The following is a 21,111-nucleotide window of genomic DNA, read 5'->3' as shown; positions in this document are numbered from 1 at the left end:
GGTCGGAGGTGCCACAAGGGTGTGGACAACCACCTGTGGACAACTGTTCCCGCAGTTCAGGCGGCGGCGAGAGCCTGCTCGAAGGCCGCCAGCACGGGGGCGTTGAAGAGCACGAAGCGGACCTCGTCGACGGCCGCCGGGTTGGCGTCGTCCCACGACCGGACGGCCTCCAGGGCGGCACGTGCGACGTCGTCGGGCGACCAGCCGTAGACGCCCGCGCCCACGGCGGGGAACGCGACGGTCCGGGCGCGGAGGTCGGCCGCGACGTCCAGCGACCGCGAGAAGCAGGAGGCGAGCAGCGCGGGGTCGGTCTGGCCGGCGTGCCGGTTCGGCCCGACCGTGTGGATCACCCACGCGGCGGGCAGGTCGAAGCCGGGGGTCGCGACGGCGTCGCCCACCGGCAGGCCGTCGGGCAGGGTGCTGCGGCGCAGCTCGCGGCAGGCCTCCAGCAGGCGCGGACCCGCGGCGGCGTGGATGGCGCCGTCGACCCCGCCGCCGCCCAGCAGCGACGAGTTCGCGGCGTTGACGATGGCGTCCGTGGCGACGGTCGTGAGGTCGCCGCGTTCGAGGACGAGCTCCACGGTTCCTCCTGGGGGTTCGCGAGCGGGTCGAGGGCAGGGGCCCCGGGACGTCAGGCCGTCCGCAGGGCCTTGTCCTCGTCGGGCATGAGGATCCACAGCACGATGTAGGCGAGCACCTGCGGGCCGGGGATGAGGATCGACGCGACGGAGAGCACGCGGACGAGGCCACGGCTCCAGCCGAGGTAGTCGGCGAGGCCGGCGCAGACGCCGCCGAGCACGCGGCCGTGCTTCGGGCGGAACAGCTTGCGCTTCGGCGCGGGGGAGGGCTGGACGTACGGGGTCGAGGTCGGTGTGGTCATGCTTCGACGGTACGAGCGACGGGTTGCGCTCGGTATCGGGTGGTCCCCCGGTTCGACCCTGACCAGCTCGACCCTGAGGGACCCTGACCGCCCTCAGCCGGCGACGGCGGCCGCGACGCGCCGCTGGGAGGCCCGGGCGAACTCGGGCCAGCGGTCCCAGTAGTACGGCAGGGCGATGATGCCCTGCACCAGCACCCACCCGCGCCCGCGCTCCCAGGCGCCGTCGTCGAGGTCGCCGCCGGGGCCGGCGCCGGCCGCCTCGCGGAACGCGTCGCGGTCGCGGCCGGAGAAGAGCCACCACGCGGGCGGGAGGTCGGCCGCCGGGTCGCCGACGCCGAGCGCGCCCCAGTCGATGACGGCGGTGAGTCGGCCGCCGTCGGCGAGCAGGTTGCCCGGCATGAGGTCGCCGTGCAGCCAGGTGCCGGGCACCGGGTCGGTAGCGGCCTCCAGGGCACGGTCCCACGCCTTGAGGACGGCGGGGCCGTCGACGCGGTCGCCGGACTCGGCGGTGGCGCGGCGGACGTCGTCGTCCAGGCGGGCGAGCGGGACGCCGCGGCCGGTGCCGTCCTTGACCGGGCCGCCCGTCGGGTCGACGGCCCGCAGCGCGGTGACGAACGCGCCGAGGTCGGCGGCCGCGGCGACGGGGTCCAGGTTCGGGGCGGCGGCAGGGTCGAGCGGGTCCGCCGTCGCCGCGCCCGGCACCCACGGCACGACCGACCAGTGGAACGGGTACGCCTCGTCGGGCTCGCCGACGGCGAGGGGCGCGGGCACCGTCAAGGGCACGTGCGGGGCCAGCCGGGGCAGCCACCGCGCGTCCGCGAGCGCGTGCTCGCCGGCCCAGGCGACCTTCGGCATCCGGGCCACGAGCTCGTCGCCGAGCCGGAACAGCAGGTGGTCGGTGCCCGACTCCCGCACCGGCGTCACGGGCAGTGAACCCCACCGCGGGTGCTGCGCCGCGACCAGGCGGCGCACGTCGTCGGCGGTGACCTGGACCTCGTCGTCGTGCAGCGGCATGGGCCGACCGTAGGCGCGCGCCGTCCGCCCCGGCCAGGTGATACTCGGGTCATGCGACGGACGACGGCGGTGCTCACGCCGGTCTGCACAGCCGTGCTCGCGCTCACGGCGCTGGGGGCGTGCGCCCCGGGGCCGGCGTCGTCGGCGGCGTCCTCGGCCACGGCGCCCGGGACGCCGCCGGAGGTCTCGCTGCCGCCCACGAGCGGCACCTTCGACTATCAGCTCGGCCGCGCGTACGACGAGGTGGCGGGCGCGACGTCGATCGACGTCGTCGTCCGCGACGCGACGGCCGACCCGCTGCCCGGGGCGTACTCCGTCTGCTACGTCAACGGCTTCCAGACGCAGCCCGACCAGGCGGACCTGTGGGCGGACCGCGAGGAGCTGCTGCTGCACGACGCGGACGGCGACCTCGTCGTCGACCCGGACTGGCCGGACGAGCATGTGCTGGACCCGTCGACCGCCGACCAGCGCGCGGGGATCCTCGAGGTGCTCGGGCCGGTCGTGACGGGGTGCGCGGAGGACGGCTTCGACGCCGTCGAGCTCGACAACCTCGACACGTGGACGCGGTTCGACCAGATCGACGAGGCGGGCGCGTACGCGCTGGCCCGGGCGTACGTGGACCTGGCGCACGGCGCGGGGCTCGCCGTCGCGCAGAAGAACGCCGCCGAGATCACGCGGGTCGCGCACGACGAGCTCGGCTTCGACCTCGCCGTCACCGAGGAGTGCGCCGCGTGGGACGAGTGCGCCGCGTACACCGACGTCTACGGCGACCGCGTGCTGCAGGTCGAGTACCCCGACGCCCTCGACGACGCGGGCCTGACCTTCGAGGACGTCTGCGCGCGGGACGACCGAGCGCCGCTGACGATCCTGCGCGACCGGGACCTCGTCGCCGCCGACGAGGGCGGCTACGTGTACGACGCCTGCTGACGCCGTCGCGCGGGCTCAGCCCTGCGCGAGGTGCGCGACGAGCTTGCGCGTGACGCGGTCGAGGTCGGCGCGGTCGCGGCTGGTGAGGGGGGCGACGGCGTCGGCCTGGCCGGCGGCGTGCTTCGTGACGGCCTCGTCCACCAGGCGCAGGCCCTCGGGGGTGAGCTCGACGTCGAGGCTGCGCCGGTCGTGGGCGCTAGGCACCCGGACGATCCAGCCGCGCTTCTCCAGCCGGTCGAGCCGGCCCGTCATCGTGCCCGTGGTCATGAGCAGGGCCCGGGCGAGGCTGGTGGGGGACAGGCGGTACGGCTCGCCCGATCGGCGCAGGGCGAACATGACGTCGCCGTCGCCGCGGTTCACGCCGTACTCCGCCGCGACTCCTTCGGTCCGGGCGTCCACGAGCGCGGCCGCGCGGGTCAGCCGCGCGAGCAGCGCCATCGTGTCGCGGTCGATGTCGGGGCGCTGGTCGGCCCACTGCTGGACCAGGGCGTCGATGCGGTCGTTGTCGTCCACCCCGGCACTTTAGCTTGCGCGCGAGTTACTTGCGGTCTACCTTCGGGTCAAGTCACTCGTGCACAAGTAACTTGAGGAGGAGCAATGACGACGCTGACGCTCAACGGGTCCGAGTCCCTGCGGGTGCTCGATTCCACCGCCGACCGCTTCGAGGTGGAGGCCACCTACGCGCCGCGGGGCGAGCGCCCGCCGAAGCACGTGCACCCGCACCACGACGAGGAGTTCACGGTGCTCTCCGGCACCGTCCGGGTGGGGTTCGCCGACGACGAGCGCGACTACGCCGCGGGTGAGTCGTTCGTCGTCCCCCGCGGCACCGCCCACCACATGTGGAACCCGGGGGACGAGCCCGCGGTCCTGCGCTGGCTCAGCACCCCGGCCGGCCGCGTCGAGGCGTTCTTCACGGCCATGGACCGGCTGCAGCGCGAAGGGCGGGCCGGGCTCGTCCCGCTGGCCGGCGTCCTGCACCGCTATCGCGACGTCATGCGGCCGACGTCGCCCGTCACCCGTGCCGCCGTGCGCGCTCTCGGTCCGTTCTCCCGCGGGGGGCGTGCCTGATGCGCAAGCACCTCGCCACCACGCTCACCGTGCTGCTCGTCGTCGGCATCGGCTACGTGGGCGTCAGCTACCTGTTCTTCCCCGCGGCCACGGCGCCGCAGTTCGGCATGGCCGTCTGGCCGGAGGGTGACGCCGCGGCCTTCCTCGCCACCAAGGGCGCCCGGGACCTCGCGTCCGGGCTCGTGCCGCTCGCGCTCCTGCTCACGGGGCAGCGCCGCGCCCTCGGGTGGGTGCTGACGATCTGGACCCTCGTGCCCCTCAGCGACGCCGCGCTCATCCTGTCCACCGGCGGATCGACCGTCACGGCGCTGGCCGTGCACGGGCTGACCGCGCTCGCGCTGGTCGTCACCGGCGTCCTGCTGCTGACCGAGAAGTCGGCACCGGCGACCCGCACCGCTGCGCCGACCGCAGCTCCCCAGGGTGCTTCCAGCAGCCGTTGACCTGGCGCTATGCTCCCGCTCGGCGAGCGTGCGTCCTCGCCCTCGGACGCCGACGTCCGGGTGTTCCGACGAGAACTGGGAGCATGATGCACGATCGACCATGGTTGTGCGGGCACCGCTCGGAGAACCTCGGCCGAGGCCTGCGGTCGCTCGTTGTCGGAGCGGCCGGCGTCGCGCTCGTGGCGGCAGGGGCGGGGCCCGCTGCGGCAGACCCGGCCGCGGAGCTCGCGCCGCCTCGTCTGTGGGTGAACCACCAGGAGTGCGGGGCCGAACCCATCGTCGCGACGCTCTCGAGTGACGACTACCTCGGCCTGCCGGTGGAGTTCGGCTTCGAGGACCCCGAGGTGGCGACCGCCCACGTCAGGCTCGTCGGTCCGACCGGCACCGTGCATCTCGACCTTGCAGACCAGGTGGTCCGAGAAGGCCGCGGCGGTGGCGACTACGACCGGCGCCGGGCGGGCATCGTCGAGGGTGGGCCATACACCCTGAGCGTGCAGGCGGTCACCTCCGACGACGTCCGAGGCCCGGCGGCCTCCTGCACGTTCGACCTCGTGGTGGGTCCTGCACGGCCGGACGTCCTGCCGGTGCTTGGCGAGCCGGGGGTCTACCCGCCGTTCATGCCAGCCGGCGGCGTGGGCGTGGGCGGAGTGTTCGTCGTCATCCCGCGGGTGGGCGGTGACGCGGTCGCGTACGAGTACGGGATCTCCGACGACCCCGACGCCCGCCCGGCCGCGCTGAGCACGGTCGAGGTCGACCCGGACGGGAATGTCGAGATCCCCGTCGTTCCGACGAGCCCTGGCGCGCACTACCTCAGCGTGGTGGGGGTGGACGCCGCTGGCCTCCGCGGCGGATGGGTGTCTCAGCGTTTCGATGTCGCGAAGGGGGCGGCTGTGCGGCCCCGGCCGGCGACGACGGTCACGGAGTCGGTAGACGATGCTCCGGGCGACGGACGCCTCCCGGTCGACATCCACCTGTCATCCGAGCTGGCCAACCTCCACGGTGTGTTCCCGATGGGCGAGGCGATCGTCCGCTCATCGACGGGTGCGGAGCTCGGGCGCACCACCTTCGACACGATGTCGGAGCGCGTGTTGCTCGACCAGGCGGCTCTCGGGACGGGGTTCCGCGACGTGCAGGTGGAGTACCGGCAGTTCGCCGGGGCCACGCCCGTCGTGACGACGGCGCGGGTGTGCGGCGGGTCGTGCTCGTTCAGCGGCGGCAATGTCTCGGTCGGCTCGGACACCGGCAGGGTCAGCGTGACCACCGACCTGACGGCCCGGGTGTCCGGGTTCTCGCCGGCTCCGGCGTCGTACACCTACCAGTGGCTGCGCGACGGGAAGGCGCTCAAGGGAGCGACGACGAAGGACTATCTGGGCGTCCCGACCGACCAGGGCCACCGGATCGCTGTGAGGGTGACCGCGCACGGCCCGCGCATGACGCCGCGCTCCGTGACGTCGTCGTCCGTCCTGGTGGGCGACCGCGACGAGATGCACGCCGACTACGGCGTGAAGTTCACGGCGTTCGACTGGGAGCACTACTTCAGCTACCAGACCTCCCACGACGGCGAGACGGCGGGCTGGCCCGGCAGCGGGTACACCGTGGAGATGCTGTCGGCGACGCCGGGATCCCGGGCCTACACCACGAGCACCGGCCCGGTCGACGGCTCCGCGATGTGGTTCGAGATCAGCGGCTACGTCGAGGGCCAGGGGTGGTCGGGGCAGAAGGTCCAGAAGACCGACAAGGTGCCCTACGTCGGCAGCATCGGCGGGAAGCGCCGGCTCGAGGCGATCCGCATCGACACGGCCGGGCCGGTCTCGCCGTACTACGACGTGTTCTACCGCGTCTACGTGCCCGGGCGCGGCTGGCTGGGCTGGGCGACGAACGGCGGTACGTCGGGCACGATCGGCTACGGCAGCCGCATCGAGGGGGTGCAGATCAAGGTGCTGCGCCACGGGGAGACGCCCACGGCGTCCGGGACGGGCAACGCGCCCTCCTACTCGCGGTCGACGCAGAAGCAGGTGCACGTCGAGGCGTTCATGGACCCGAGCAAGGTGTGGCGCGTGCCGATGGGCGGGGGCTCGACGGCGGGACGCGCCGAGAGCATCAGCGCCCCCAGCGCCTCAACGCCGTGCGGGTGGACCTCGACGGCCGGTACTCCGGCAGCGTGCAGGTCTCCGCCAAGGTCAAGGGCGACGGATGGCGGGCGTACGTCGGCAACGACCGGACAGCCGGGTCGACGGGCCTCGGCCTGCCGACCTCGGCCTACCGCATGCGGCTCACGGGGACGATGGCGGACCACTACCGCCTCTACTACCGCACGTACGTCCAGGGCATCGGCTGGCTGGGCTGGGCGCACGACGGCGCGGCGTCCGGCACGTCGTCGTACACCGCGCGGCCGACGGCGGTGCAGGTGCTCCTGGTGCCGAAGGGCGAGGCCGCGCCGCGCAGCGGCTACGGGCGGGCCGCCTACCGGAGCTGACGCGGGGCCGGGGTCACCAGCCGTTCGGGCTGAGCACCTTGCGGATGCGCTTCTCGCTGACGGCGCCGTCCGTGCCGAGCTGCTGGGCGAACAGCGAGACGCGCAGCTCCTCGATCAGCCAGCGCACGTCGGCCAGCTCCGCCGCCCGGGCCGGGTCGGCGGGGCCGGCGGCGTACGCGGCGCGGGCCTTGTCGTAGGCCTCCGTGACGTCGTGCACGCGCCAGGCGAGCTCCGCGTCGCGCGCGGGGTTCGTCTGCGCCTTCTCCAGCCGGTACGACGCCGCGCGCAGGTAGCGCACCAGGTGCGGGACGCGGCGCGGCGGCGTCTGCGCGACGAACCCGTCGTGGACCAGCCCGGCGACGTGGTCGCGGATGTCCTGCAGCGTGTTGAGCAGCGCGAGCGACGACGACGCGCGGACCTCGCCCTCGACCGTGCGCCAGGCGGACAGCGCGGCGACGACGTGCCCGACGACCCGGTGCACCTCGTCCTCCAGGTGCCGGCGGACGAACTCGCGCGCCGCCGCGTACGCCGCGGCGTCGCGGACCTGCGCGGCGACAGGGCCCCCCGTCGGGGTGCCCGGCGCCTTCTCCGCGTCGGGGCTGGTCAGGGCGATGACGGCGGCGAGCTGCAGGTCGGCGACCAGCGCCTCGGTGTTCCGGTACGGCGCGGCCGCCAGCGTCAGCGACTGCTTCGACGTCCAGCGCGACGTGATGCGGCCCGTCTGCAGCGCCGCCTCCGCCAGCAGCAGGCGGCGCACCCCGCGCGCGTGCGCGGCGTCGCGGCCGCTCGCGTCGGCCAGCACGCGCAGCGCCACGGACGGCTTGCGCTGCGCGTCCTCCTCCTCGACGAGCGCGGGGTACCCGCGCACCACCACCCCGCCGCCGAGGTCGGTCGAGACGCTCGCGGGGAGCGCGCCGTCGGGCAGGCCCTCCGGCCAGGTCGTGAGGCCGGTCTGCTCCGGGACGACGGCGCTCGCCCCGCCGGTCGCGGACGGCGCGGGGGCGGTCCGCACGGGGCGCCCCGGCGTCGGCGCTGCCGGCGCGGACGCGGCGGTGCCCGCCGAGCGTCGCGCCTCCTCCAGAGCCAGCCCGACGGCGCCCTTCACGGCCGCGCGGACGGCGGCCTCGGCCTGCGCGGCGAGCCGCTTCTGGAGCGACAGCAGGTCCTTGGACTCGTCGAGCGGGACGGGCGCGGGACGACGGCCCTTGCCCTTCCGGCCCTTCCCCTTCGGCGCGCCCCTCGCCGTGTCCGTCGCGCCCGCGGGGGCGGCGTCCTCGACCCGGAACGTCATGCGCAGGTGCGCGGGCAGCCGCTCGAGGCGCTCGGCGTCCCAGACGTCGTCGGGGATGACGACGTCGCGCAGCGCGCGGACGGCGCGGGAGAACGCGGCGTGGAACGGCTCGGCCATGTCGCCGGCGCGGGTCATGTCCTCCCACGACGGCGTGTTCGCGCGCAGCCAGCCGGCGACGGCGCGACCGACGTCCGGCGCGGGGACGAGCTGCACGCGCACGGCCTTGGGCAGGGACTTGATGGTCGCCACGCACAGCTCGTCGAGCAGGCCCGGCACCATCCAGTCGAAGCCGTCGGGGGCGACCCGGTTGAGGATCGACAGCGGCACGTGCACGGTGACGCCGTCGGCCGCGGCGCCGGGCTGGAACTGGTACGTCAGCGGCAGCGTGACCTCGCCCTGCGTCCAGGTCTCCGGGAACTCGGACGTGTCCACGGCGTCGGCGTCGACCAGCTGGTCGAGGGTGAACGTCAGCAGGTCCGGCGTCTCGCGCTGCGCCGTGCGCCACCAGCGGTCGAAGTGGGCGGCGCTGACGACGTCGTCGGGCACGCGCTCGTCGTAGAAGGCGAACAGGTCGTCCTCGGACGCGACGAGCCCGCGCTGCCGCGAGCGCGCCTCGAGCTCCTCCGCCTCGGCGAGCAGGCGCCGGTTCTCGGCGAAGAACCTGTGGTGCGTGGTCCACTGCCCCTCGACGAGCGCGTGCCGCACGAACATCTCGCGCGCCGCCTCGGGGTCGACCTTGGCGTAGAGCACGGGCCGGTCGGCGACGATCGGCACCCCGTACAGCAGCACCTTCTCCGTGGCCATGGCCGCGCCCTGCTTGGTGGACCAGTGCGGGTCGGAGTACGTGTGCTTGGCGAGCGGGCCGGCGAGCTCCTCGGCCCACTCGGGCTTGATGCGGGCGACGTCGCGTGCCCACAGCCGGGACGTCTCGACGAGCTCGCCGGCCATGATCCACTCCGGCGGCTTCTTGCTCAGCGGCGAGCCGGGGAAGATCGCGAACCGGGCGCCGCGCGCGCCGACGTACTCGTTGCGGGCGCGCTTGGCGGCCTGGCGCAGCGCGCGGGCGCGCGCCTCTCCGCGCAGGTGCGCCACCGACGACGCCTTGATCTCGCCGGTGTCCTGCATGCCGATCTGGCTGAGCAGCCCCGCCAGCAGCGACCGGTGGATGGTGTCGTCGTCCCAGGTGAGGCGGTAATCCACCTCGGCGGCCTCGTCCTCGACCGAGGACGCCGCGCGGGGCTTGAACGACATGTCGATCCCGAGCGGCTTGGCCATCTCGCGCAGCTGCGCGACGACGTCCTGCCACTCGCGGATGCGCAGGAAGTTGAGGTACTCGGCCTTGCACATCCGGCGGAACGCGGACGAGCCCATCTCGTGCTGCTGGCCGCGCACGTACTCCCACAGGTTCAGCGCGGTGAGGAAGTCGGACGACTGGTCGGTGAACCGGGCATGCAGCTGGTCGGCCTGCGCGCGGGACTCGGACGGGCGCTCGCGCGGGTCCTGGATGGACAGCAGCGCGGCGACGATCGCGACCTCGCGCGCGACGCCGCGCTTCGAGCCCTCGATGATCATGCGGGCCAGGCGCGGGTCCATCGGCAGCTGTGCGAGCGTGCGGCCGACGTCGGTGAGGCGCGTCGCGCCGTCCGTCGTCTCCAGCGCGCCCAGCTCGGACAGCAGCTGCACGCCGTCGCGCACGGCCCGCGTGTCCGGGGGCTCGACGAACGGGAACTTCGCGACGTCGTCGGGGGTCGTCACGACGCCGACGCTGATCATCTGCAGCAGCACGGACGCGAGCGACGTGCGCAGGATCTCCGGCTCGGTGAACTCCGGACGGTTCTCGAAGTCGTCCTGCGAGTACAGCCGGATCGCGACGCCGTCGGCCACACGGCCCGAGCGGCCGGAGCGCTGGTTGGCCGACGCCTGGCTGATCGGCTCGATCGGCAGCCGCTGCACCTTGGTCGCCTTGGAGTAGCGCGAGATGCGTGCCGTGCCCGGGTCGACGACGTAGTGGATGCCCGGCACCGTCAGCGACGTCTCCGCGACGTTCGTCGACAGCACGATCCGCCGGCCGGGGTGCGACTGGAACACGCGGTGCTGCTCCGCCGCGGACAGCCGCGAGTACAGCGGCAGGATCTCGACGTGGTCGGGGCGCTTGGCGTCCCGCACGCGGTCCTTGAGGTGCCCCTCGAGCGCGTCCGCGGCGTCGTGGATCTCCCGCTCGCCGGAGAGGAAGACGAGGATGTCGCCGGAGCCCTCGCGCATCAGCTCGTCGCAGGCCTCGACGATGCCCGTGACCAGGTCCTTCTCCTCGCCCTTGGCCTTCTTGGGCTGGTCGGGGTCCGTGTCGGGGGAGAGCGGCCGCCACCGGATCTCGACCGGGTAGGTGCGGCCGGAGACCTCGACGACGGGCGCGTGGTCGGGCAGGACCTCGACGACGGCGTCGGGCGCGCCGCTGATCTCGGCCAGGTGCGACGGCGAGAAGTGCGCCGCGAACCGCTCGGAGTCGATCGTCGCGGACGTGATGACGAGCTTGAGGTCCGGGCGGCGCGGCAGCAGCCGGGACAGGTAGCCGAGCAGGAAGTCGATGTTGAGCGACCGCTCGTGCGCCTCGTCGATGACGATCGTGTCGTAGGCGAGCAGGTCCGGGTCCCGCTGGATCTGGGCCAGCAGGATGCCGTCGGTCATCACCTTGACGAGCGTCTCGACGCTCGACTCGTCGGTGAACCGCACCTGATAGCCGACGACGCCGCCCAGCGGGGTGGACAGCTCCTCCGCGACGCGCTCGGCGACGCTGCGCGCCGCGATCCGCCGCGGCTGCGTGTGCCCGATCTGGCCCTTCCGGCCGCGCCCGAGCTCCAGCAGGATCTTCGGGAGCTGCGTCGTCTTGCCGGACCCCGTCTCGCCCGCGACGACGACGACCTGGTGGTCGCGGATCGCGGCGGCGATGTCCTCCCGGCGCGCCGAGACCGGCAGCTGCTCGGGGTAGACGATCGGCGGCACCTCGACGGCGGCGCGCAGCGCGGCGGCCTTCTCGAGCTGCTCGCGGCTGACGCGGCGCGGGCCCGCCTGCCGGGGGCCGCGGCCCTGCCCGCGACCGCGCCCTCGGCCCCGCCCGCGACCCCGACCGTGCCCCCGGTCCTGGGGACGACGCGCACCGCCGTCGTCCGACGACGACTGCGGTGCGGGGCTGGGCTCGGTGCTCACGACGTCCCATTCTCTCAAGCGCCGCAAGGTGATTCGTGCCCGGCTACGCGGGGACCGCCACGCCCGTCGTCGCCCCCGCCTCCGCGTCGCCGCCGGACCGTGCGAGGTGGCGTCGCAGCGCGACGAACGCGACCGCGACGACGACCACGAGCACCACGGTGAGGTACACGCTCGCCTCGGTGCCGAACTCGCCGCCCGTGAGGGCCGCGCTCGACCCGTCCGCGGGCGACAGGCGCACGAGCGTGTTGTCCCGGGCCTCCCCGCTCACGGCGATGCCGAGCACGTTGCCCTGCACCATGTTCCAGCCCGCGTGGATCCCCATGGCCGTCCACAGGGTGCCCTGCCGCAGCACGAGCAGGCTCACGAAGATGCCGAACAGCGTGATGTTGAGCTTCGCCAGGAGGTTGCCGCCGGGGTGGATGAACGCGAACAGCGCCGCGAGGAACACGACGGCCAGCCAGGCGGGCCACGAGTACAGGTGCCGCTGCAGCAGGAAGCCGCGGAACACGATCTCCTCGCTGCTGCCCTGGATCAGCCAGATCGGCAGGGTGGCCAGGACGAGACCCACGGCGGCGGATCCCGTGAGCGTCCCCGGCCCGCCCTCGGTCACGACCAGCTGCCCGGACAGGATCGACGGCAGCGCACCGAGCGTGACGAGCGCCCCGCCGAGCAGGAGCCCCACCAGCATGCGGGCCCACCACCGGCGGTCGCGCAGGCCGAGCGACCCCGCGGGCCGCCGCTCGTAGAGCACCACCCACAGCAGGACGATGGCGATGGGCCACAGGTCGGTGACGCCCTCGATCACCTGGGACGCGAAGCTGGACAGGTCGGTGCTGTGGCCGGTCGCGAGCCGGATCCCGGCGCCGATCAGCACCTGCACCACCAGCACGGCGAGCAGGATGCCGACGACGTACGTCAGCCAGATCGGCGTCCGGCGGCGGCCCTCGTCGATCGCACGGACGAACGGCAGCTCACGGACGCGCACGGTCGGCGCCCTCCGCCTCGACGGCCGGGGGCGTGTCGGACGCCGTGCGCTCGTCGGCGCCGCGGATGACCCACGCGACGACGGCGAGCCCGAGCAGCCCGATCAGCGGGGTGGCGAGGCCGGCCACCGGGATCGTCTCGTCGTCGACGAAGTTCACCGTGAACACCGACACGTCCCACATCCCGTGCAGCACCATCGCCCAGACCAGCGAGCCGGTGACGCGGCGCAGGATGTAGAACACCGTGCCGGACCCCGCCGCGATCGCCCCCTGCAGCAGCGCCTTCTCGGGCGCCAGGCCGGAGAGCGAGTTGGCCAGGTGCATCGCGCCGAACAGCAGGGTGCTCAGCAGCCACACCCCGACCTCCCGGTAGCGCGACCGCAGGGCGACCAGCAGGACGCCGCGCGCGGCCAGCTCCTCGCAGAACCCCACGCCGACGCCGAGCAGCAGCAGCGCGATCAGGAACGACGCGTCGAAGGCGGACCACTCGGTCTGCGCGAAGCTCACCAGCGCGAGCAGCGCCATGAGGACGGGCACGACGATCGGCCACCGGCGCGCGCTGGGGCGCCGGTCGTGCAGGGCGGGCCGCCACCAGCCGAGGGCGGTCGTGACGGCGACGAGGTAGACCGCGCCGACCACGAACGACGGCACCGTGGAGCGGTAGATCGACTCCGCGCTGGTCCCGACCTCGTCGAACGGCACCCCGGCGATCGCGGCCACGACCACCACGATCACCAGGTACCCCACGAGCACCGCCACGCCGATCCATGCACGAGGTCGTACGCGCACGACACCACCCGCCTTCCGCTGGACGTTCCCGGACCGTTCACGGCCGCGCCGCCGCGCTCTTATCGTCGGGGTGGTCGGCGCGTCGCGCGACCGGGGCCTCAGGACGTCCGGCTGACGGCGACGTCCCCCGGAGGCGGCCCGGTGAGGCGCACGGGCGAGGCGACGAACAGCCCCGCCGCGAGCAGGGCGAGCACCGTCCCGGCGGCGCACCACCGCGTCACGACCGCGGCCGTCCGGGCCCGGAGGGTGCGGCGCGCGAGGGCGACGACGCCCAGACCGGCGAGGCCGCCCGCGGTGTTGACGACGACGTCGGTGACGTCCGAGCTCCCGACGGCCAGCACGTACTGCGCGACCTCGAGCAGCGCGCTGGCCCCCGCGAGCGTGCCCGCGACCCGCCACCACGGCCACGACGGCACGAGGAGCCCGAGGTAGACGCCGAAGGGCAGGAAGAGCACGAGGTTCAGCACGAGCTCGGCCGGCTCGCTGGCACCCGCGTGGGCGGTGGCCACGAACGGGACGAGCTTGACGACGCCCTGGCCTGCCTCGCCGATCCGGGGGACGTCGAGCTTCCACAGGACCGTCCAGGCGAGCAGGACGAGGTACAGCGAGAACAGCAGGGGTAGGAGCCGCGGGCGGGACGCGCGGGCGGGGAGGGTCATCGCCCCAGCCCACCCGACGCCATGTTGCGGGAGCGTATGCGGAGCTCCGCGGTCATCGCCGGGGGCGCACGCTCGACGCGCGGACGGTGAGCGTCGGGTCGAGCAGCAGGCGGTGCGTCGGGCGGCGGTCGCCCTCGGTGAGCCGGGCGACCATGGTCTCCACGGCGAGCCGCCCGACGTCGTACGTGGGGGGCCGGACGGCGGTGAGCGGCGGGTCGCCCAGCTCGGCGACCTCGTCGTCGTACGCGACGATCGCGAGGTCGTCGGGCACGCGGACGGCGTGGTCCTGGCAGTACTGCGCGAAGGTGAGCGCGAACGGGTCGGAGTGCAGCAGCAGGGCCGTGGTGCCCGTGCGCCGGATCTCCTCCAGGGTCGACGCGAGCCGGTCGGCGCGGCCCGGGCGGTCGAAGCCGTCGCTGTGCCCGACGACCTGCTCGTCGGGGTCGATCCCCAGGGTGCGCAGCGCGTCGTGCCACCCGTGGCCGAGGGCGCGCGACGTCGTCGTCCCCGCGATCGACAGCAGCCCGATGCGGCGGTGCCCCTGGGCGTGCAGGTGCCACACCGCGGTCGCCGCGCCGGACGCGTGGTCGGACACCACCCACTCCAGGCTCTTGAAGGGGCTGATCTCCGGCGGCCGGCGGTCGGCGAGCAGCACCGGCGTGCGCAGCCGGTCGAGCCAGCCCAGGAGCTCGCCGACGCGCGGCCCGTCCAGCGTGGGCGTCACGACGAGCCCGTCCACCCCCGCCTCCGCGAGCCGCCGGCACTGGTGGCGGTCCTCGTCGGGGTCGTAAGCCGTGGTGCGGATGACGAGCCGGGCCCCGGCGCGTGCCGCGGCCGCCCGCGCCCCGGCCACGACCCGGGGGAAGTAGTAGTCGAGCTGCGGCACGACGAGGCCGATCGTGAGCCGCGAGCCCCGGGCGGTGGGCTCGGGTGCGGGCGCCGGTGCGACGCCCGCGGACGGCTCCGGCAGCGCGGCGCCGCCGTGCACGCGGACGAGGAGCCCCTTCGCGGCGAGCGCGTTCACGTCGCGCCGGATCGTCATCGCGGACACGCCGAGCTGGGCGGCGAGCGCGCCGACGGCGACGGTCCCGTGGGTGCGCAGCTCCCGCATGATGTGCTCGCGCCGCGCGGTGCCGAACGGCGGGGATGCCAAGGGTGCCTCCTCGGACGCGGTCGGAACTGGCTGTTCGAGTGTGTTCATTTTTAGCGGACGGCGACGATCGGGGCCCGCCGCCGTCCAACAATCGTGCGGATCCTCGCCGACGAACAGGAGTCGAGATGCCAGTGCGAACGCACACCCAGGAACCGGTGACGGCCGAGCTCGACCGGAGCGCGCTCGACTTCACGCCCTGGCGGTTCTGGGCCGACGCCGACGACGCCCAGCGCGACCGCCAGCTCGCGCTCCAGGCGGAGCTGGGCCGCGACCGGGGGTACGAGCTCGGCGAGCGGTGCTTCGTGTCCGAGCAGGCGTCGGTGACGAACGAGGTCCTCGAGCTGGGCGACCGCACCTACGTCGCCGCGGGCGCGTACGTCAGCGGCACCCTGCGGGCGGGCCGCGACTGCAGCCTCAACCCGTACACGGTGGTGCGTGGCGACGTGCGCCTCGGCGACGCCGTCCGCATCGGCTCGCACACGTCCGTGCTGGGGTTCAACCACTCGATGGACCCGGCGACGGAGGTGCACCGCCAGCCGCTGACCTCCGCGGGGATCACGATCGGCGACGACGTGTGGATCGGCTCCCACGTCGTCGTGCTCGACGGCGTCACGGTGGGGGACAAGGCGGTGCTGGCCGCAGGGGCGGTCGTGACCAAGGACGTGCCCGCGGGCGCCGTCGTGGGCGGCAACCCGGCGCGGCTGATCCGCTGGCGGGTGCCGGAGACCGCCGCGGCGCCGGCCGCCGGCGGGCTCGCGCGAGAGGTGCGAGAGTTCGCCGACCGGGCCCGCGAGCAGGCCCGGACGTTGCTCGACCGGTGCTGGGACCCCGCGACCGGGCTGTTCGTCGACGCCCCCGGCACGGCACCCACCGTCCGCGCCCAGTGCGACGCTGTCGAGATCGCCGACCTGCTGCTCGGCGGGCCCCCGCCGCAGCTGCCCGCCGAGGAGCAGGTCGTCCGGCTGCGGTCCTGGCAGGACCCGGCCACCGGCATGGTGGGCGAGCTCGGGGCCGACCTCGCACCCGTGCCGCCCCGCCCGGGTCTGTTCGACCCCGCCGCCGGCTACCACGTCCTGTCCGTCGGGTACGCGCTCGACCTGCTCGGCAGCGCGTTCGCCCACCCGGTCTCCGTCGTGGCGGACGCGACCCCGGCCGACGTGATCGACGGCCTGGAGCGGCAGGACTGGGAGGCCGGCGCATGGTCGGCCGGCCACTGGGTCGACATCCTCGGCACCGCGATGCACGGGAACCACCGCGCCGGCGTCGCCGGGTCGCCGGGGGCGCAGGAGTCCCTGCTCGGATGGCTGCTCACCCGGGCGGACCCGCGCACGGGCATGTGGGGCACACCGGGCGGGCCCGAAGGGCTCCTGCAGGTCGTCAACGGCTACTACCGGGCGTCGCGGGGCACGTTCGCCCAGCTCGGGCTGCCCGTGCCGTTCCCGGAGCGCGTGGTCGACACCGTGCTGGAGCACGCCCGCGACCCGCGGTTCTTCCGCCCCGAGCGGCAGAACGCGTGCAACGTGCTCGACGTCGCCCACCCGCTGTGGCTCACGCGCGGCACCGGCCACCGCGGCGACGAGGTCGTCGAGCTGGCGCGAGGCCTTCTCGCGCAGGCGCTGCGCCGCTGGTCGGCCGGCGAGGGCTTCTCCTTCCAGGCCGCGCACCCGTCCACCGCAGGCACCCCGGCGACGACGCCGGGCCTGCAGGGCACGGAGATGTGGCTGGCGATCGTGTGGCTGCTCGCCGACCTCGCCGGGCTGTCCGACCAGCTCGGCTACCGGCCGCGCGGGGTGCACCGACCGGAACCCGTCGAGCGCTGACGGGTCCCGGCCGGTCGGCGCTCAGGGCACGCGGTACCCGGCGGCCCGGAACAGCTCGTACCACTCGGCTCGCGTGAGCGGGAGGTCCGAGCCCTGCGCCGCGCCGGCGACGCGCTCCGGCGTCGTCGTCCCCAGCACGACCTGCATCCCCGCCGGGTGGCGCGTGATCCACGCGACCGCGACCGCGATGGGCGGCACGTCGTACTTCGCGGCGAGGCGGTCGATCACCGCGTTGAGCTCGGGGTAGTCGTCCGAGCCGAGGAAGACGCCGGTGAAGAACCCGGCCTGGAACGGCGACCAGGCCTGCACCGTGATGTCGTGCAGGCGGCAGTAGTCGAGGATGCCGCCGCCGTCGAGGGTGAGCGACTGGTCCTCGCCGGCCATGTTGGCCGCGACGCCCTGCGCCACGATCGGCGCGTGGGTGATCGACAGCTGCAGCTGGTTGGCGACGATCGGCTGGCGCACCGACTTCTTCAGCAGCTCGATCTGGCCGGGCGTGTGGTTGGAGACGCCGAAGGCACGCACCTTGCCGGACGACTCGAGGTGGTCGAACGCGCGCGCCACCTCGTCCGGCTCCACGAGCGCGTCGGGGCGGTGCAGCAGGAGCACGTCGAGGTAGTCGGTGCCGAGCGCGGCGAGGGAGCCCTCGACGGACTCGACGAGGTGCTCGTACGAGAAGTCGAAGTACGGCCCCCCGCGCACGATGCCGGCCTTGGACTGGATGGTGAGCTGCTCGCGCTCGGACGGCGTCAGCCGCATCGCCTCGGCGAAGCGGCGCTCGCAGCCGTGCAGCTCCTCGCCGTAGACGTCGGCGTGGTCGACGAAGTCGATGCCGGCGTCGCGGGCGGTGCGCACGAGCTCGCGGACGGCGTCGTCGTCCAGCTGCTGGATGCGCATGAGGCCGAGCACGACGTTCGGGACCTGGCGGCCGGTGGTGCCCAGGGGGACGGTTCGCATGGATCCTCCTCGATCGGGGAGAGGTGGGTCGGTGGTGGTGCGGCGGGTCAGGAGCCGGAGAGCTCGGCGAGCTCCTCGGCGGTGAGGACGAGGTCGACGGCACGCGCGGAGTCCTCGACGCTCGCCGGTCGCGACGCCCCCGGGATGGGGACGACGACGGGCGCGAGCGCGAGCTCCCACGCGAGGGTGACCTGCTGCGGGCTGACGCCGCGGGCCTCGGCGACGCGGCCGAACGCGGCGTGCGCGGTGCCGACCTCGCCCGCCCGGCGGATCCCGCCGAGCGGCGACCAGGGCAGGAACGCGACGCCGAGGGACGCGCAGTGCTCGAGCTCGACCAGGCTGGAGCGGAACGCGGGCGAGAACTGGTTCTGCACGGACGCGAGCCGTCCGCCCAGCACCTCGTTCGCCTCGTCGATCTGCGCGACGCTCGCGTTCGAGATGCCGGCCTCGACGATGGTGCCCTCGTCGAGCAGCTCGACGAGCGCGCCGATCGACTCGGCGTAGGGCACGGCGGGGTCCGGGCGGTGGAACTGGTAGAGCCCGATCGCCTCGACGCCGAGGCGGCGGGCGGACTCCTTGGCGGCCTTCTTGAGGTGCTCGGGGCGGCCGTCCTGCGTCCACGACCCGTCGCCGGGGCGCAGGTGGCCGCCCTTGGTGGCGACCAGGACGCCGGACGCGTCGCCGCCCCAGGAGCGCAGCGCGCGGGCGATCAGCTCCTCGTTGTGGCCGACCTCGTCGGCGTGCAGGTGGTAGGCGTCGGCGGTGTCGATCAGGGTGATCCCGGCATCCAGCGCCGCGTGGATCGTGGCGACCGAGCGCGCCTCGTCGGGGCGCCCCTCGATGGACATCGGCATGCCGCCGAGCCCGATCGCGCTGACGGTCCGGGTTCCGATCGTGCGAGCTTTCACGGCTCTCCTCATGTCGTCGGTGGCTTGTGCCGTCGTGCCTCCGACGATAGGAAGGGCACCGTTGATGAGTCCAACAACTTGACCTGATGGGTTTCAGCACCGGGAGCGATCAATGGAGCTGCGGCAGATGGAGTACCTCGTCGCGGTGGCGGAGGAGGGCCACTTCACGCACGCGGCGGCGCTCTGCGGCGTCACGCAGTCCGGCCTGTCCGCCGCGATCCGGAACCTCGAGCGCGAGCTCGGGGCCGACCTGTTCGCGCGCACCACGCGGCAGGTCGCGCTCACGGACGCCGGGCGGGCGCTGCTGCCGTTCGCACGGCGGATGCTCGCCCAGGCCGCCGCGGGGCGCGACGCCGTCCTGCGGGCGAGCCACCAGCTCTCGGGCCGGCTGCGGCTCGGCGCCGAGCAGTGCCTCGGCGTGGTCGACGTCGCGCCGCTGCTCGAGCGGTTCCGCCTGCGCTACCCGCTCGTGGACGTCCAGTTCACCCAGGCCGGATCGCGCGAGCTCACCGCGCAGGTGCGGGCGGGCGACCTCGACGTCGCGTTCGTCGCGGCCACCGAGCACCTCGGCTCCCTGCGCCGGCTCGAGCTCGGCCGCCGCCCGATCGTGCTGCTCACGCACGCGACCGACCCGCTCGCCTCGGCCCCCGAGGTCGCGTGGGAGGACCTCGTCGACCGCGACTTCGTCGACTTCCGGGAGCAGTGGGCCATCAGGCGGATCGCCGACGACGCGTTCGGCGCCCGGCACCTCGAGCGCCGGGTGCGGATGAGCGTCGACGACGTGCACACGCTGCTCGACTTCGTGCAGCGCGGCCTCGGCATCGCCGTCGTCCCGCAGCACGTCGCGACCAAGCCGCAGGCCGCGGGCCTCGCGGTGCTGGAGCTGCCCGCGCGCGGGACGCCCGAGTGGGTGGTCGCCGCGATCGCGGCGCCGACGGCCGAACCGACCGCCGCCCGCCTGCTCGAGCTCGTCGGGGAGGCGAACCTGGCCGTGGCGCAGCCGGCCTGACGGCGGCCTGCGGCCGCGCCGTGATCTGCTCCCGCCGGTAGCGTCGGCACCGCCCGAGAGCCGGGCCGAACGAGGAGGTCATCGTGCGCGTCGCCGTCCTGGACGACTACCAGCGGGTCGCCCGCCGCTTCGCGGACTGGGCGAGCCTGGGGGCCGAGGTCGACGTCGTCGACCACCCGCTGCCCGACGACGACGCGGTGGTCGCCGCGCTCGCGGGATACGACGTCGTCGTCGCGATGCGCGAGCGCACGCCGTTCACCGCCGCGCGGCTGGCGCGGCTGCCCGACCTGCGGCTGCTGGTGACGACCGGGCGGCAGAACGCGGCGATCGACCTCGACGCGGCGCGCGAGCGCGGCGTCGTCGTGTGCGGCACGGAGTCCCCGGCGAACGCGACGCCCGAGCTCACGTGGGCGCTGATCCTCGCGGTGCTCCGGCACGTGCCCGCCGAGGACCGGGCGGTGCGCGACGGCGGGTGGCAGCACACCGTGGGCGGGGACCTGGAGGGTCGCCGGCTGGGCGTCGTCGGGCTGGGGCGGCTCGGGTCGCGGGTCGCGCGCGTCGGTCAGGCGTTCGGGATGGACGTCGTCGCGTGGAGCCAGCGCCTCGACCCGGCGACGGCCGAGGAGACCGGGGTGCGCGCCGTCGCGAAGGACGAGCTGTTCGCGACGTCGGACGTCGTCACCGTGCACTACAAGCTGAGCGACCGCAGCCGCGGCATCGTGGGCGCCGACGACCTGGCCCGCATGAAGCCCACCGCCGTCCTCGTCAACACCTCGCGCGGGCCGCTCGTGGACACGGACGCCCTGCTCGCCGCCCTGCACGACGGCCGGATCGGCGGGGCCGGGCTGGACGTGTACGACGTCGAGCCGCTGCCCGCCGACCACCCGCTGCGCTCCGCGCCGCGCACCGTGCTCACACCGCACGTCGGGTACGTCACCGAGGCGACGTACCGCACCTTCTACGGCCAGGCCGTGGAGGACGTCGCCGCCTGGGCGGCGGGGGCGCCGGTGCGGGTGCTGACGTAAGGGTCCTCAGACGGACATGCCCACGCTGTCGAACGTCGACGTCGTGGAGAAGACGGTGAGCAGGCCGCCGAACACGAACAGCATCATGAACACGACGTAGAGCACCGCGATCGACGTGAAGATGATCGACAGCCACAGGCCCCACTTGCCGAGCGGGTTGTCGACGCCGGCCTTCTTCGACTCCGAGAGCGCCATCGCGGACACGACGATGCCCGCGGGGGAGATGACGAACGCGAGGATGAAGCCGACGATGCCCATCGTGCGGCCCGGAGGCTCCGGGGCGTAGGCGGGGTACGCCGGGTACGACGCCTGGGGGTACTGGCCCTGGGGGTACTGGCCCTGCGCGGCCGGGTAGCCCTGCTGCGGGTACGCCTGCTGCGGGTAGGCCTGCTCGGAGTAGCCGGGCTGGGGCTGCTGCTGGCTCGGCTCCTGGTACGGCTGACCGGGCTGGTACGGATCGCTCACCGGCACAGTGTGACGCAGCGCGGGGCGGAGGTCGAGCACGTCG

19 protein-coding genes and 1 pseudogene are annotated in these 21,111 nt (G+C 74.2%); 8 read left to right on the top strand and 12 right to left on the bottom strand.

What is annotated here, in order from left to right; translation table 11 throughout:
• Positions 1-56: 56 nt before the first annotated feature.
• The 3 genes from ACFQ8T_RS17040 to ACFQ8T_RS17030 all read right to left on the bottom strand — a co-directional run bounded on the left by ACFQ8T_RS17040 (position 57) and on the right by ACFQ8T_RS17030 (position 1,894).
• Complete coding sequence (locus ACFQ8T_RS17040) at positions 57-581, bottom strand: O-acetyl-ADP-ribose deacetylase (protein ID WP_430547670.1); 525 nt, start codon at positions 579-581, stop codon at positions 57-59.
• 50 nt (positions 582-631) lie between these two features.
• Positions 632-880 (bottom strand): PspC domain-containing protein, encoded by a 249-nt coding sequence (locus ACFQ8T_RS17035; protein WP_430547669.1) that lies wholly within the window; start codon positions 878-880, stop codon positions 632-634.
• A 93-nt stretch (positions 881-973) separates the two neighbouring features.
• The gene (locus ACFQ8T_RS17030) at positions 974-1,894 is read right to left on the bottom strand and encodes an aminoglycoside phosphotransferase family protein (protein ID WP_430547668.1); all 921 of its coding nucleotides are present in this window, start codon (positions 1,892-1,894) and stop codon (positions 974-976) included.
• 51 nt (positions 1,895-1,945) lie between these two features.
• Here ACFQ8T_RS17030 and ACFQ8T_RS17025 point away from each other — a divergent pair, with 51 nt between their 5' ends.
• Positions 1,946-2,821 (top strand): endo alpha-1,4 polygalactosaminidase, encoded by an 876-nt coding sequence (locus tag ACFQ8T_RS17025; protein ID WP_430547667.1) that lies wholly within the window; start codon positions 1,946-1,948, stop codon positions 2,819-2,821.
• 15 nt (positions 2,822-2,836) lie between these two features.
• Here the strand turns inward: ACFQ8T_RS17025 and ACFQ8T_RS17020 are convergent, their stop codons facing one another.
• Entirely contained in the window at positions 2,837-3,334 is a 498-nt protein-coding gene (locus ACFQ8T_RS17020) for a MarR family winged helix-turn-helix transcriptional regulator (RefSeq protein ID WP_430547666.1), read from the bottom strand.
• Positions 3,335-3,418: 84 nt separating this feature from the next.
• Here ACFQ8T_RS17020 and ACFQ8T_RS17015 point away from each other — a divergent pair, with 84 nt between their 5' ends.
• The 4 genes and pseudogenes from ACFQ8T_RS17015 to ACFQ8T_RS17000 all read left to right on the top strand — a co-directional run bounded on the left by ACFQ8T_RS17015 (position 3,419) and on the right by ACFQ8T_RS17000 (position 6,805).
• Positions 3,419-3,889, top strand: coding sequence for a cupin domain-containing protein (locus ACFQ8T_RS17015; protein ID WP_430547665.1), 471 nt, complete (start codon positions 3,419-3,421; stop codon positions 3,887-3,889).
• Positions 3,889-4,329, top strand: a complete 441-nt coding sequence (locus ACFQ8T_RS17010; protein WP_430547664.1) for a DUF4267 domain-containing protein — start codon at positions 3,889-3,891, stop codon at positions 4,327-4,329. Before ACFQ8T_RS17015 ends, ACFQ8T_RS17010 begins: the two co-directional genes overlap by 1 nt.
• An 83-nt stretch (positions 4,330-4,412) precedes the next feature.
• Positions 4,413-6,257: pseudogene (locus tag ACFQ8T_RS17005) on the top strand (hypothetical protein); the annotation flags it as partial.
• Between the two features lie 122 nt (positions 6,258-6,379).
• A complete protein-coding gene (locus ACFQ8T_RS17000; protein ID WP_430547663.1) occupies positions 6,380-6,805 on the top strand; it encodes a hypothetical protein in 426 nt (141 codons plus the stop codon).
• 13 nt (positions 6,806-6,818) lie between these two features.
• On the opposite strand, the gene hrpA is transcribed toward ACFQ8T_RS17000, so the two are convergent.
• The 5 genes from hrpA to ACFQ8T_RS16975 form a co-directional block, all read right to left on the bottom strand.
• Complete coding sequence (gene hrpA / locus ACFQ8T_RS16995) at positions 6,819-11,300, bottom strand: ATP-dependent RNA helicase HrpA (RefSeq protein ID WP_430547662.1); 4,482 nt, start codon at positions 11,298-11,300, stop codon at positions 6,819-6,821.
• 43 nt (positions 11,301-11,343) lie between these two features.
• Positions 11,344-12,285, bottom strand: coding sequence for a CPBP family intramembrane glutamic endopeptidase (locus ACFQ8T_RS16990; protein ID WP_430547661.1), 942 nt, complete (start codon positions 12,283-12,285; stop codon positions 11,344-11,346).
• Positions 12,272-13,042 carry a CPBP family intramembrane glutamic endopeptidase gene (locus ACFQ8T_RS16985; RefSeq protein ID WP_430547660.1) on the bottom strand — a complete coding sequence of 257 codons (771 nt, stop codon included), beginning with the start codon at positions 13,040-13,042 and terminating at the stop codon, positions 12,272-12,274. Before ACFQ8T_RS16985 ends, ACFQ8T_RS16990 begins: the two co-directional genes overlap by 14 nt.
• Before the next feature lie 128 nt (positions 13,043-13,170).
• A complete protein-coding gene (locus tag ACFQ8T_RS16980) occupies positions 13,171-13,731 on the bottom strand; it encodes a VanZ family protein (protein WP_430547659.1) in 561 nt (186 codons plus the stop codon).
• Positions 13,732-13,783: 52 nt separating this feature from the next.
• Complete coding sequence (locus ACFQ8T_RS16975) at positions 13,784-14,884, bottom strand: substrate-binding domain-containing protein (protein WP_430547658.1); 1,101 nt, start codon at positions 14,882-14,884, stop codon at positions 13,784-13,786.
• Positions 14,885-15,009: 125 nt separating this feature from the next.
• Between ACFQ8T_RS16975 and ACFQ8T_RS16970 the strand changes: the two genes are divergently transcribed.
• Complete coding sequence (locus ACFQ8T_RS16970; protein ID WP_430547657.1) at positions 15,010-16,704, top strand: acyltransferase; 1,695 nt, start codon at positions 15,010-15,012, stop codon at positions 16,702-16,704.
• Positions 16,705-16,725: 21 nt separating this feature from the next.
• Here the strand turns inward: ACFQ8T_RS16970 and ACFQ8T_RS16965 are convergent, their stop codons facing one another.
• Positions 16,726-17,661: an aldo/keto reductase family oxidoreductase gene (locus ACFQ8T_RS16965; RefSeq protein ID WP_430547656.1), complete on the bottom strand. Its 936-nt coding sequence runs from the start codon at positions 17,659-17,661 to the stop codon at positions 16,726-16,728.
• 47 nt (positions 17,662-17,708) lie between these two features.
• Entirely contained in the window at positions 17,709-18,569 is an 861-nt protein-coding gene (locus tag ACFQ8T_RS16960; RefSeq protein ID WP_430547655.1) for an aldo/keto reductase, read from the bottom strand.
• Positions 18,570-18,681: 112 nt separating this feature from the next.
• On the opposite strand from ACFQ8T_RS16960, the gene ACFQ8T_RS16955 reads away from it, so the two are divergent.
• Positions 18,682-19,578: a LysR family transcriptional regulator gene (locus tag ACFQ8T_RS16955; RefSeq protein WP_430547654.1), complete on the top strand. Its 897-nt coding sequence runs from the start codon at positions 18,682-18,684 to the stop codon at positions 19,576-19,578.
• A gap of 83 nt (positions 19,579-19,661) precedes the next feature.
• On the top strand, positions 19,662-20,603 hold the full coding sequence (locus ACFQ8T_RS16950) for a D-2-hydroxyacid dehydrogenase family protein (protein ID WP_430547653.1): 942 nt from the start codon (positions 19,662-19,664) through the stop codon (positions 20,601-20,603).
• Positions 20,604-20,609: 6 nt separating this feature from the next.
• On the opposite strand, the gene ACFQ8T_RS16945 is transcribed toward ACFQ8T_RS16950, so the two are convergent.
• On the bottom strand, positions 20,610-21,068 hold the full coding sequence (locus ACFQ8T_RS16945; protein ID WP_430547652.1) for a hypothetical protein: 459 nt from the start codon (positions 21,066-21,068) through the stop codon (positions 20,610-20,612).
• Between the last annotated feature and the right edge of the window lie 43 nt (positions 21,069-21,111).

The organism is Isoptericola sp. NPDC056618, assembly GCF_042792715.1.
Taxonomy (GTDB): Bacteria; Actinomycetota; Actinomycetes; order Actinomycetales; family Cellulomonadaceae; genus Isoptericola; species Isoptericola nanjingensis.
This window is presented reverse-complemented; position numbering and strand designations above follow the sequence as displayed.